Below are 12,600 nucleotides of genomic sequence, written 5' to 3'. Positions count from 1 at the left end.
ACGGTCTTCATCGCAAACGGTTGCAGGCAGGGTCAGGCTTGGTGCGGACGGCGGGGATCGAACCCGCATGACCAAAGGCCGAGAGATTTTAAGTCTCTTGCGTCTACCAGTTTCGCCACGTCCGCATGGGCGTCCTGTTTCTTGAAGTTGCGGGGCGTCGTCAAGCACCCAAATCGCGGAAGCGGTTCGCCAGCCACGAAAAAAGCTTGGCCTGACGAACAAAGGGCGCGGAGGTCTCTCGCCGCGCCCTTCAGAAATTATCGCAATTCAATCAGGCAGCGAGCTTGGCAGCCAGCTTGGCGACGTGGGCGCCCTGGTACTTTGCGCCTTCGAGTTCGATCTCGGAAGGCTGGCGCGAGCCGTCGCCGTTGGTGATCGTGCTGGCGCCGTAGGGCGAACCGCCCTTGACTTCTTCGGTGCCCATCTGGCCGGCAAAGGCGTAGGGCAGGCCGACGACCGCCATGCCCTGGTGCAGGAAGGTCGGAATGAAGCCGAGGATGGTCGATTCCTGGCCGCCGTGCTGGGTGGCGGACGAGGTGAACATCGAGCCGAGCTTGCCGACCAGCTTGCCCTGTGCCCAGAGGCCGCCGGTCTGATCCCAGAAATTGCGCATCTGCGACGCGACCGTGCCGAACCGGGTGCCGGCGCCGACGATGATCGCGTCGTATTCGGTGAGTTCCTCGACGGTCGCGACCGGAGCCTGCTGGTCCATCTTGTAGTAGGAAGCCTTTGCGACCTCGTCCGGAACCAGTTCCGGTACGCGCTTGACCGTCACGTCGGCGCCTGCCGACTTTGCGCCTTCCGCAACGGCATAGGCCATCTTTTCGATGTGGCCGTAAGCGGAATAATAAAGCACGAGAACCTTCGCCATGATCTTCTCCATTCGATGTCTGGTGTGTGAACAAGGCCGTCTGCGGCCAGAACCAGACCCACATGTAACGGCTTCACCAGTGAGCGACAGCCCTTGCGAGGTCTACGCACTGTTCAGGATTCGGAGACGATATTTCGCTTGCGGATCATAAATTCGTAACAGACGCGGTTTCTGCGTCCCTCCCGACAAAATTGCTTCTGCCTTCAAAAAATTGAGCTTAGGAGTGTGGCACTTACGGAGGAATATCCATGTCTGAAGCGTCGCAGCCATCCTTAATCGTCACCGCCGCCATGCTCGCGATCGGCGATGAACTTTTGTCCGGCCGGACCAAGGACAAGAATATCGGCCATCTCGCCGATCTGCTGACGCTGTCGGGCATCGATCTCAAGGAAGTGCGGATCGTCGCCGACGAGGAGGATGCGATCGTCGAGGCGCTGAATGCGCTACGCGGCCGTTACGACTATGTCTTCACCTCGGGCGGCATCGGGCCTACCCATGACGACATCACCGCCGATGCGATCTCAAAAGCCTTCGGCGTGCCCTGCATCCACGACCCGGATGCGATGAAACTGCTTGCCGACATGTACAAGCGCCGGGAGATGGAATTCACCGAGGCGCGCCAGCGCATGGCCCGCATGCCCGAGGGCTCCAGGCATATCGCAAACCCGGTCTCGACCGCCCCGGGCTTCATCATCGGCAATGTCTATGTAATGGCCGGCGTGCCGCAGGTTTTCCAGGCGATGGTCGACAACGTGCTGCCGATGCTGCGCTCGGGCGCAAAAATGCTGTCGCGGGCGCTGCCCTGCCCCTATGGCGAAGGCGATATCGGCACGCTTCTGTCGGCCGTGCAGAAGGCGCATCCGGAGACCAGCATCGGCTCCTATCCGAAATATGACGGGCAGCGGTTCTCGACCGAGATCGTCGTGCGCGCCCGCGATCCGCAGGTTCTCGATGCGGCAGCACTAGCCGTGGCGGAGATGATCGCCGGCATCGACCGCGCCAAGATCGCCACCAATCCGACAGCCGACGCCTGACCCGCGGCACTCAGTCTTCTCTTCGCCGACGGCCCGCTCCTTGACCGGGATCAAAGCGCGACACACGTATTTATGTGACACTGGTTCCCAATCCCGCAGAACCAGTTGATGAGGAGGCACGGCCATGGCCTACAAGACCATTCTAGCGGTTCTCGACACACCTCAAAACGCCGGGCCGATCACCGATTACGGGATCGCGCTCGCCGAACGTTTTTCCGCCCACCTGATCGGCGTCCACGCAGAAACGCTGGCCGCCGTGCCGCTGATCGCGCCGATGGAAATTCCGGATCCCTCCGCAGTGCAGATCCTGCAGGACGCGGCGCAGAAGGAGACGGCGGAGGTGGAACGGATCTTCAGGCAACAGTCGTCCCGCGAGGGACTTTCCATCGAATGGCGCAGTTTCATGTCGTCGGCGGGCTACGGCTCCCATTCGGTCATGGATACCGCCCGCTCCGTCGATCTGATCGTTGCGAGCCAGAGCGATCCGGCGCATGCCGATCACCGCGCCGATCTCGAGACTTTCCTCTTCGACAGCGGCCGACCGATGCTGCTCGTCCCCTACACGTTGAAGGTGCCGCAACCGATCAAGCGGGTGATGATCGCCTGGAACGGTTCGCGGGAGGCGGCGCGGGCAACCTTCGATTCGATGCCGTTCCTTAAAGCTGCCGATAGCGTCGAGGTCTTCTGCGTCGATCCGAGCGACCGCGGCGGCCAGACGCCTGAAATGGCAGGCGCCGAGATCGCGACCACCCTTGCCCGGCACGGGATCAACGTGACGCTGTCGACGCAGGGAAAGAGCGGCAAGTCTGCGGCTGCAGCGATCGAGAACCATCTGTCGGAAGGCAGCGTCGATCTTCTGGTGATGGGTGGCTACGGCCATTCGCGCTGGTGGGAAATGCTGTTCGGCGGCGTGACGCGCAGCCTGCTCGATTCGATGACGGCGCTGACTTTGCTTTCCCGCTGACAAATCCTTGCGTCTACGGGCGAATTGCCGCTATTAGCGAGAGCCAGCAACATGCTTTCGCTAATGGTGGCCAGCCTCATGTCTCTTCCCGAAAAAGCCTTCCCCGTTTCCTGGGATCAATTCCATCGTGACGCCCGGGCGCTTGCCTGGCGTCTCGCAGGCCTCAAGCGGGATTTCCGCGCGATCGTCTGTATCACCCGCGGCGGCCTGGTGCCGGCGGCGATCATTTCGCGCGAACTCAATATCCGCCTCATCGAGACGGTCTGCATCGCCTCCTATCACGACTACGTCAACCAGGGCGAAATGAACCTGCTCAAGGGAATCACGCCCGAACTGATGGTCGATGAGGGCGCCGGCGTCCTGGTCATCGATGACCTGACCGATACCGGCAAGACGGCATCGGAGGTGCGCGCCATGCTGCCGAAGGCGCATTTCGCCTGCGTCTATGCCAAACCCTCCGGCGTGCCGACCATCGACACTTTCGTCACGGAAGTCAGCCAGGACACCTGGATCTACTTCCCCTGGGACATGGGCTTCACCTATCAGGAGCCGATCGCCAAAGCGGACCGCAGCTAGCCTGGAGCAGCCAGGTTTCGGGCGCGGCGCGACGACGTGGAGCCATCTCCGCAAGAGCGCTTCGTGCGGACGAGCCCACTAAATCCGGCGCGTCCCGAAGACCTGCGGTGAAAGTCATTCATTTCGGCTCGTGAAGGCTCGAGGAGAACGCCTCGCGGCTTGAATTTGGCATTCATCAAGGAACTCGCGTCGAGATCTCGCCCCAGGCGAGTATATTTCTCCGCTTTCCCCATGAGGGCGTCCTAATTTTATTTTTTCTTCATATAAAGAAGGAACACTGTCGTCCGTAGGCTTTGCCTGACAATGGCGGCACGGGCATGATGCCTGTCGTGTAACACTCTCAGCGTACGATGTCCGAGTTCAATCCGCCAGGCTGGGGTCCCCCCGGTCGCGTCTGCACGACATCGAGGCCCGCATGCGTGATTTTCTGAATAGGATGCCGCTGACCACGAAACTGGCGGCGCTTATCGTCGCGGTCAACATTTGTGGCATTTCCGCCCTGGCCACCTATACCTGGATATCCGAAACGCGCTTGCTGATCAGCACGGCGACGGCACATTGGTCGCGCGGCGCCGAGCAGTTCGCGTCGGTTGCGGCCGGCGGCGTGAAATGGGGCAAGGTCAACGCGGTGCGGGAAGCCTATGCTCTGCAGCGCGACAACCCTACCCTCGACCTCGTCCAGTTCGCTGCGTTCAACGCCGAGCTCGCCCCGGTCGACATCTGGGCACGCGAAGGCGTGGCAGGCGTCCTGTCTTCCGCCGAATTGGCCCAGGCGATCGGCCAGAAACCCGACAGCACGGTTGTCGATACGACGCTGGCTTCGAGGGGTCTGGTCGGAATCGTTGTGCCCCTGCCCGCAGACAAATCCGGCAAGGTCACGGGCTATCTCTTCACTGCCTGGTCGGTAGAAAAGATCCTCGCCACGGCGCAGCAGGAAGTGCTGAACACCCTGCTTATCCAATTGCTCATCATCACCGTTGCGGTCACAGCCTTCCTCTTGGCAATGCGCCGACTTGTAGGACGCCCTGTTAGGAACCTCAGTGCGCGCATCATCGCCTTGCAAACCGGCGACCTCACATCCCCGGTCGACTACCAGCGCAATGGGGACGAGATCGGCGTTCTCTCCCGCGCGCTGGAAGTGTTCCGCGGCGAGGCTATTGCGAAGGTTGAAGAGGAGCGTATCGCTGCGGAGCAGCGCCAGTCGCTTGACGAGGAACGCGCCCGTAATACGAGGATCACCGAGGAAACCAGCAACACGCAACGCGCCGTCATGGCACAGCTCGGACACTCGCTGGAAAAGCTTGCCGGAGGTGACTTTTCGATTCATCTCGATGGTCTCGGGCCGGATTTTGAAAAACTGCAGCTGGACTTCAACAACATGGTCGAGGCGGTTGCCGCCGCCCTGACGGAGATCAAGGAAGCGTCCCACCAGGTGGAAGATCGCTCCAGCGAGCTTGCCGGCGCCGCCGACCAGCTGGCTCAGCGCACGGAACGACAGGCCGCCGCTCTCCAGGAGACCGCCGCCTCCCTTGGCCAGGTCACAACAACGGTCAGAACCTCTTCACAGAAGGCGGAGAGCGCCGGGCACCTCGTCGAGGAGACGAAGAAGGGCGCCCATTCCTCGGCAACCGTCGTCCGCAATGCGATCGGGGCGATGGACCGGATCCAGGCCTCGTCCAGCCAGATCGGCCACATCATCGGCGTTATCGACGAGATCGCCTTCCAGACCAATCTCCTGGCGTTGAATGCCGGCGTCGAGGCGGCCCGCGCGGGCGAGGCCGGCAAGGGTTTTGCAGTCGTTGCCCAGGAGGTCCGCGAGCTGGCCCAGAGATCGGCCAATGCGGCCAAGGAAATCAAGGTTCTGATCACCAGCTCCAATCAAGAGGTCGCCGCAGGCGTCGGGCTTGTCAACGACACGGGCGATGCCCTTCTCCAGATCGGCGACCAGATCAACCGCATCAGCGACAGCATCGTTTCGATCGTCCAGTCCTATCGGGAACAGGCCACGGGCCTGCAGGAGATCAACACCGCGATCAATCAGATGGATCAGGCTACGCAGCAGAATGCCGCGATGGTGGAGGAAACCAATGCGGCCTGCCAGGAACTGCTCTCGCAAGGCCGTCTGCTGCTGAGTTCGGCCAGCAGCTTCACTGTCGGAGAAACAGCCGGAAATGGTGCCCGGACCCATTCCGAATCGGGGAGACATCAATCTCTCTCCGACAAAAGAGCCGGCTTTGCCGCTCCGTTCAGACAAGCGTCCTGAAGACGCCTCTGCGGCGGCATGACCTCATAAACGTCAGCAACCTATGTAAGGGAAACACCTATGCATAAGATCATCGCCATGCTCCTTCTCGGCAGCACCGTATCCGCCCTGCCGCTTGGCACGGCTCTGGCCGAGGAGGCCCACGTCGCGCCGGTGACCGAATATGTCACCGGTAAAGTAAAGCCCTGGCTCACCGACGCAGTGATCATTTCGGCGATCAAGGCCCAGAATGCCACCAACGCCAAGCTGAGCGACGCCGATATCCTGGTGCTCGACAAGAAATGGCGCGCCGAAGTCGACGGTTCCAATCGTGCGACGATCGACAGCGTGCTGAACAACGCCCTGTCGAAACTTCTCGTGGAAAAGAAGGAAAAGTCCGAAGGGGCGATTACGGAAATCTTCATCATGGACGCCAAGGGCCTCAATGTCGGCCAGAGCGACATAACCTCCGATTATTGGCAGGGCGATGAGGCAAAGTTCAAGAAATCCTTCGGTGCCGGCAAGAATGCGCTCTTCGTCGACGAGGTCGAAAAGGACGAATCGTCCCAGACGCTGCAGTCGCAGGCAAGCGTGACGATTTCCGATGAGAGTGGAACACCGATCGGCGCCGTGACGATCGGGATCAACGTCGATTCTCTCTGAGCCGGGCGAGATACCCCTGGCGCTGCGGCATCGTTGACGCCGCAGCGCCAGGGAACGATAAGCGAAGTCCCAAGGGACTCGCCGATGAAGAACCTGTTCGGCACACATCCACGCCTTTTCGGATAGCTTGCGCGGCTATCGTCCCGACGCACTGGACGTCAGTTGGGACACCTGGGCGTCTTTTCCGCGGGGACAGGGCTTCATCAGGAGCTGAGCGCCGGCGGCTGATTCTTTCCGGCCCCTTTCAAAAATCTCGGTGATTGTCACGGGCCTGCCGGTTAAAAAACCGCGCGGGCTTATCTATTAGTGGTGGCCACAGATTCTTGAACTGCCTCGATATGGTACAGCCGAACCCTCAAAACCCCGCCGAACCGGGCTTCCGGCACCTGCCGCTGCTCACGAAATATTTCTGCGCCTCGTAACGCAAGTTTCAGGCTGTCCCCGCAACTGCCTGAGAATCCTCGGCTATTTCTTCGTCCCCGTTATCCACAGCCGCAAACCACAATATCTTGTGGTTATAAAAGCGTTGCAATCTACGCCTTGACGAATCTCTCGGCTCGTTCGACAGTGTTCCTTACGTTGCGGCGGCGACTGGACCGGAATTAACGAGGCCGGTTCTTCTTCGAGTTTGACGGGAAAGATCATGCAGTCCGGCTATGAGGGGCGGGCTGCTATCACGGTCTCCGTGCGTGCTCGATTTTCCGCTCCGGAACAACGGCTGGGACTGGCGGAAAGATTCTGTTAATACTATATGTAGTAGTGTTGCAGCCGTTATCACCACAACATACAGGTTGGCATCTGCGGATGATCACCTGGGACGGGAAACATTCAACCGGCTGCGCGCGTCGAACGTGTGGGCTGGAGCGGCACATCTGCGCTCTTCAATCGGGCGCCAACTGACGAGGGATTTAAGGCAATGCGCATCGAACGTCGTTTCACCAAGCCAGCCACGGGCGCTTACGGGGAAATCGAATTCCGCAAGGGGATCAGCGAGATCCGCAATCCGGACGGCTCGATCGTCTTCCGGCTTGCCGATATCGACGTGCCGGCGCAGTTCTCCCAGGTCGCGACCGACGTTCTGGCGCAGAAGTATTTCCGCAAGGCCGGCGTTCCGAAGATCCTGAAAAAGGTCGAGGAAAACGACGTCCCCTCCTTCCTGTGGCGCTCTGTAGCTGACACGGAAGCGATGAAGGCGCTGCCGAAGGAAGAGCAGTACGGTTCCGAAACCGATGCGCGCCAGGTATTCTCGCGCCTTGCCGGCACCTGGACCTATTGGGGCTGGAAGGGCGGCTATTTTACGTCCGAAGAAGATGCGGCCGCCTTCAATGACGAGCTTGCCTACATGCTCGCCACCCAGCGCGTCGCCCCGAATTCCCCGCAGTGGTTCAACACCGGCCTGCACTGGGCCTATGGCATCGACGGCCCCGGCCAGGGCCATTTCTATGTCGACCCCTTCACGGGCAAGCTCACCAAGTCGAAGTCGGCCTATGAGCATCCGCAGCCGCATGCCTGCTTCATCCAGTCGGTCGAGGACGATCTCGTCAACGAAGGCGGCATCATGGACCTTTGGGTCCGCGAAGCCCGCCTGTTCAAATACGGCTCCGGCACCGGCTCCAACTTCTCGATGCTGCGCGGCGCAGGCGAAAAGCTGTCCGGCGGCGGCCGTTCCTCCGGCCTGATGAGCTTCCTCAAGATCGGCGACCGCGCCGCCGGCGCCATCAAATCGGGCGGCACCACCCGCCGCGCCGCCAAGATGGTCGTCGTCGACATCGACCATCCGGATATCGAGGAATACATCAACTGGAAGGTCAAGGAAGAGCAGAAGGTGGCGGCCCTTGTCACCGGCTCGAAGATCGTCTCGCGCCACCTGAAGGCGATCATGAAGGCCTGCCTCAACTGCGAAGGCGGGAGCGGCGACGATTGCTACGACCCGCTCAAGAACCCGGCCCTGAAGCGCGAGATCAAGGCGGCCAAGAAGGATCAGGTTCCGGAAAACTATATCGGCCGCGTCATCCAGTTTGCTCGCCAGGGCTACAAGGACCTGGAATTCAAGACCTATGACACGGACTGGGATTCGGAAGCCTATCTCACCGTCTCCGGCCAGAACTCCAACAACTCCGTCTCGCTGAAGGACGACTTTTTGCGCGCCGTGGAAACGGATGGGGACTGGAATCTCACCGCCCGCAAGGACGGCCGCGTAATGAAAACGCTGAAGGCCAAGGACCTCTGGGAACAGATTTCCTACGCGGCCTGGGCGTCCGCCGATCCGGGCATCCACTTCAACACGACGATGAACGACTGGCACACCTCGCCGGCCGGCGGCCCGATCCGCGGCTCGAACCCGTGCTCGGAATACATGTTCCTCGACGACACGGCCTGCAACCTCGCCTCCATGAACCTGCTGCAGTTCAAGGACAAGACGACCGCCCGCATCAACATCGCCGACTACGAACACGCGACGCGCCTGTGGACCGTCGTGCTCGAAATCTCGGTGATGATGGCGCAGTTCCCTTCGCGCCAGATCGCCGAACTCTCCTACCAGTACCGCACGCTCGGCCTCGGCTACGCCAATATCGGCGGCCTGCTGATGTCGACCGGCATTGCCTACGACTCGCCGGAAGGCCGCGCCATCGCCGGCTCGCTGACCGCGATCATGACCGGCGTTTCCTACGCCACCTCGGCTGAAATCGCCTCCGAGCTCGGCCCCTTCCCGAACTACGCGCCGAACCGCGACAGCATGCTGCGGGTCATCCGTAACCATCGCCGCGCCGCCCATGGCGAAACCTCCGGCTATGAGCAGCTGTCGGTCAATCCGGTGGCGCTGATCCATTCGGAAAACCCGGACCAGGATCTGGTCGCCCATGCCAAGGCTGCCTGGGACAAGGCGCTCACGCTTGGCGAACAGCACGGCTACCGCAACGCGCAGGTCTCGGTCATCGCCCCGACCGGCACGATCGGCCTCGTCATGGATTGCGACACGACCGGCATCGAGCCCGATTTCGCGCTCGTCAAGTTCAAGAAGCTCGCCGGCGGCGGCTACTGGAAGATCATCAACCGCGCTGTCCCGGAAGCCCTGCGCACGCTCGGTTATTCGGAAAGCCAGATCGCCGAGATCGAGGCATATGCCGTCGGCCACGGCAATCTCAACCAGGCGCCTGGCATCAACCCCGGCTCGCTGAAGGCCAAGGGTTTCACCGAAGAGAAGATCGAAGCCGTCAACGGTGCGCTGAAGGCCGCCTTCGACATCAAGTTCGTCTTCAACCAGTGGACCTTGGGCGCCGACTTCCTCAAGGGCACGCTCAAGGTTTCCGACGAACAGCTCGCCGACATCAGCTTCAACCTGCTGGAGCATATCGGTTTCTCCAAGAAGGACATCGAAGCCGCCAACATCCATGTCTGCGGTGCGATGACGCTCGAAGGCGCGCCCTTCCTGAAGAACGAACACCTGGCCGTCTTCGATTGCGCCAATCCCTGCGGCAAGATCGGCAAGCGTTATCTCTCGGTCGAAAGCCATATCCGCATGATGGCGGCTGCCCAGCCGTTCATCTCGGGCGCAATCTCCAAGACGATCAACATGCCGAACGACGCGACCGTCGAGGATTGCGGCTCCGCCTACATGCTGTCCTGGAAGCTCGGTGTCAAAGCGAACGCGCTTTATCGCGACGGCTCGAAGCTCTCCCAGCCGCTCAACTCGTCGCTGATTGCCGATGACGATGCGGAAGACGCCGTCGAGGAACTGCTGGCCCAGCCGGCCGCCGCCCAGGCGGTGACGATCACCGAAAAGATCGTCGAGCGGATAATCGAAAAGGTCGTCCGCAGCCAGGAAAAGCTGCCCGGCCGCCGCAAGGGTTATACCCAGAAGGCGAAGATCGGCGGTCACACCATCTTCCTGCGCACCGGCGAATACGACGACGGCCGCCTCGGCGAGATCTTCCTCGACATGAACAAGGAAGGCTCGGCGCTACGCGCCTTCATCAACAACTTCGCGATCTCCGTCTCGCTCGGCCTTCAGTATGGCGTGCCGCTCGAGGAATATGTCGACGCCTTCACGTTCACCAAGTTCGAACCGGCCGGCATCGTCACGGGCAATGACGCGATCAAGAACGCCACGTCGATCCTCGACTACGTCTTCCGCGAACTGGCGATCTCCTATCTCGGCCGCCACGACCTCGCGCATGTCGATACGTCGGACTTCTCCAACACCGCGCTCGGCCGCGGCGTTTCGGAAGGCAAGGCGGATGTGGTCTCCAAGGGCCTGACCCGCGGTTACAAGCCGACGCTCGTCTCCGGCACCGGCGGCGACCGCCCGGCCGACATCAAGGGCTCGGCCACCGCCGCCCCTGCCCGCGCCTCGGCCGGCACCAACGTCACCGCCTTTGCCGGTGCCGCCGCCCGCAAGCTGGAACCGACCGTCGCCATCTCGACCTCCGAAATCGTCTCCTTCAAGCGGGACTACGAGGAGCGCGCCAAGGAACTCGCCGAAGAGATCGTCGAGGAACTGGTCGAAGAACAGGCAGCCACCACCGCCCTCTTCTCCGACAAGGCCGCCGACGAGGCTGCGACCGCCAAGACGGAAGCCAAAAAGGTCGAAAACGAACGCCGCATGCGCTCGATCGCCCAAGGCTATACGGGCAACATGTGCGGCGAGTGCCAGAACTTCACGATGGTCCGGAATGGGACTTGCGAGAAGTGCGACACTTGCGGCGCGACGAGCGGGTGCAGCTGATTTCTGTGAATAGCTGAAGAAGAGCTAGCCCGGAGGAGACTTCGGGCTGGACTATATCCCAGCTTCCTGTCTAGCCTTAGGAAACTCGAGACGTAGCGAATCCACCAAACTAGAGGTCAAGGATACGCCTCTCGACACATTCGCGCGATAGAGCAACGATAAGTACTATGTTACTGGGCAAAAGCCGAGTGGCAATGTAGTTTATTTTTTTAAATTCAATAACTCCACCAATAAATTTATGAATTCTCCCATAGCGCGCCCTTGACTTCAAAGAATCGAACGTATAGTAAGTAGACAGACAAAATTCCCCTGAAATACTCATTTACAATTCGTTAAAACTCCGCTACTGATTCCTTACCCAGACAATCTGGGCAGTGATCAGAAACGGAGGTGATTTAGTTGGCTACGAACCCGCCGAAAGGCGATGGACACCGCAATGGCGCGGTGCGCGATCGCACTCAGGTTCACAATCCCAAAACAGATACCTGGACCAAACGCGGCCCCGATGGGAAGTTTATGGACGGGAAAAAAGATGGCACGCCCTTCAAGGGCGTTCGGAAGGAGCGATAATGCTCCGCTCGTGCCGTGACCAAGCGCCAACCTGGCCACGACACGCCGCGAAAGCCAAGGCAACGCGGGGCAAAGAGACTTTCATCCCTATACCGTAGCAGGATCAATTATAGGATTGAAAGGCTCGGAGTCGAGTAGCCTGGCACCCTTTTTATCGAGGAGTGTCCTGGATGACACCTATAACGACATTCGGTTTTTCTGCGTTCATGGGCATGTTGTTCTTAAGGGAGCGCCCTCAACGCACATCTATAAAAAAACGGCTTTCCCCTTCGAAGAAAGGCGGAAGAGACTTTCACACCTCATTCCGCCAAGGCGCCAATGAGCTTGTCGCACAAGGAAAGCCGCTTCACGAAATCATCGCTTCAATGCAAAACATAAAGCTGGAAGCGGAGCGAACGTCAGCCATCAAGGGAATAAAACGCCTCGCAAGCTGGAAAGCCTTGCAGCTTTATAAGCCTATGAAGTTTTCTGCCGCGACGTACGAAAGCCCGGCATCAATGTTTCGAGTTAGATTTGAACCAAATCTCGGCCTAAATCTCGACGGGCGACATACAGCAATACATATTTGGAACAACAAAGCCGACATCGTCCCTGCTTTGACTTTGGCGTCGCTGACGCTCTTAAAAAATGCGTACGCCACAACGAGGGGTGGGCCAGACGATTGGGCCATACTTTCAGTAAAGGATCTCAAGCTATATAAGCATTCAGAAGCAGACGAGCGTCATCTCAGACTGAGTGAGATGCTTGTCGAGAAATTGGAGAAGACATTTTCCAACGTACGGGATGAATTGGCCAGCTCGGGTAAACTCATATTTCCCTACGACGAAGATCGTCCAGAGGATCATTTTTAGCCCTCTACCCTTCCTCCCTCTTCTCCGTTTTCTGGCGGGATCCATGCTTGGCTTCGAGACGGACAAACCAATGGACGGCGAATGCTGCTTCGCCAGCCTCCAT

The 12,600-nt window shown here is 59.8% G+C and carries 8 protein-coding genes and 1 tRNA gene; 7 read left to right on the top strand and 2 right to left on the bottom strand.

The annotated features are described in order from the left end of the window. Positions 1-39 precede the first annotated feature (39 nt). Positions 40-125, bottom strand: a tRNA-Leu gene (locus LZK81_RS08895). A gap of 146 nt (positions 126-271) precedes the next feature. Beyond that, complete coding sequence (gene wrbA, locus LZK81_RS08890) at positions 272-871, bottom strand: NAD(P)H:quinone oxidoreductase type IV (protein WP_233955885.1); 600 nt, start codon at positions 869-871, stop codon at positions 272-274. Positions 872-1,119: 248 nt separating this feature from the next. Between wrbA and LZK81_RS08885 the strand changes: the two genes are divergently transcribed. The 7 genes from LZK81_RS08885 (at position 1,120) to LZK81_RS08855 (ending at position 12,497) form a co-directional block, all read left to right on the top strand. Beyond that, positions 1,120-1,905 carry a competence/damage-inducible protein A gene (locus LZK81_RS08885; protein WP_233955883.1) on the top strand — a complete coding sequence of 262 codons (786 nt, stop codon included), beginning with the start codon at positions 1,120-1,122 and terminating at the stop codon, positions 1,903-1,905. A gap of 124 nt (positions 1,906-2,029) precedes the next feature. Next, the gene (locus LZK81_RS08880) at positions 2,030-2,869 is read left to right on the top strand and encodes a universal stress protein (RefSeq protein ID WP_233955881.1); all 840 of its coding nucleotides are present in this window, start codon (positions 2,030-2,032) and stop codon (positions 2,867-2,869) included. A gap of 78 nt (positions 2,870-2,947) precedes the next feature. Further along, on the top strand, positions 2,948-3,445 hold the full coding sequence (gene gpt, locus LZK81_RS08875; protein ID WP_046606394.1) for a xanthine phosphoribosyltransferase: 498 nt from the start codon (positions 2,948-2,950) through the stop codon (positions 3,443-3,445). A gap of 415 nt (positions 3,446-3,860) precedes the next feature. After that, on the top strand, positions 3,861-5,708 hold the full coding sequence (locus LZK81_RS08870) for a methyl-accepting chemotaxis protein (RefSeq protein ID WP_233955879.1): 1,848 nt from the start codon (positions 3,861-3,863) through the stop codon (positions 5,706-5,708). A gap of 60 nt (positions 5,709-5,768) precedes the next feature. Continuing rightward, a complete protein-coding gene (locus LZK81_RS08865) occupies positions 5,769-6,350 on the top strand; it encodes a hypothetical protein (RefSeq protein WP_233955878.1) in 582 nt (193 codons plus the stop codon). 916 nt (positions 6,351-7,266) lie between these two features. Further along, entirely contained in the window at positions 7,267-11,076 is a 3,810-nt protein-coding gene (locus tag LZK81_RS08860) for a vitamin B12-dependent ribonucleotide reductase (RefSeq protein ID WP_233955877.1), read from the top strand. Positions 11,077-11,816: 740 nt separating this feature from the next. Continuing rightward, on the top strand, positions 11,817-12,497 hold the full coding sequence (locus tag LZK81_RS08855; RefSeq protein WP_233955875.1) for a hypothetical protein: 681 nt from the start codon (positions 11,817-11,819) through the stop codon (positions 12,495-12,497). Positions 12,498-12,600 lie beyond the last annotated feature (103 nt).

Source organism: Neorhizobium galegae (genome assembly GCF_021391675.1).
Classification (GTDB): Bacteria; Pseudomonadota; Alphaproteobacteria; order Rhizobiales; family Rhizobiaceae; genus Neorhizobium; species Neorhizobium galegae_B.
Note: the sequence above shows the minus strand (reverse complement) of the source record. Positions and strands in the feature narration are given on the sequence as shown.

Excerpts from the sequence above, each read along its gene's own strand:
- LZK81_RS08860 (WP_233955877.1), top strand. The coding sequence starts at position 7,267 with ATGCGCATCGAACGTCGTTTCACCAAGCCAGCCACGGGCGCTTACGGG.
- LZK81_RS08885 (WP_233955883.1), top strand. The coding sequence starts at position 1,120 with ATGTCTGAAGCGTCGCAGCCATCCTTAATCGTCACCGCCGCCATGCTC.
- LZK81_RS08865 (WP_233955878.1), top strand. The coding sequence starts at position 5,769 with ATGCATAAGATCATCGCCATGCTCCTTCTCGGCAGCACCGTATCCGCC.
- LZK81_RS08870 (WP_233955879.1), top strand. The coding sequence starts at position 3,861 with ATGCGTGATTTTCTGAATAGGATGCCGCTGACCACGAAACTGGCGGCG.
- LZK81_RS08855 (WP_233955875.1), top strand. The coding sequence starts at position 11,817 with ATGACACCTATAACGACATTCGGTTTTTCTGCGTTCATGGGCATGTTG.
- wrbA (WP_233955885.1), bottom strand. The coding sequence starts at position 871 with ATGGCGAAGGTTCTCGTGCTTTATTATTCCGCTTACGGCCACATCGAA.
- gpt (WP_046606394.1), top strand. The coding sequence starts at position 2,948 with ATGTCTCTTCCCGAAAAAGCCTTCCCCGTTTCCTGGGATCAATTCCAT.
- LZK81_RS08880 (WP_233955881.1), top strand. The coding sequence starts at position 2,030 with ATGGCCTACAAGACCATTCTAGCGGTTCTCGACACACCTCAAAACGCC.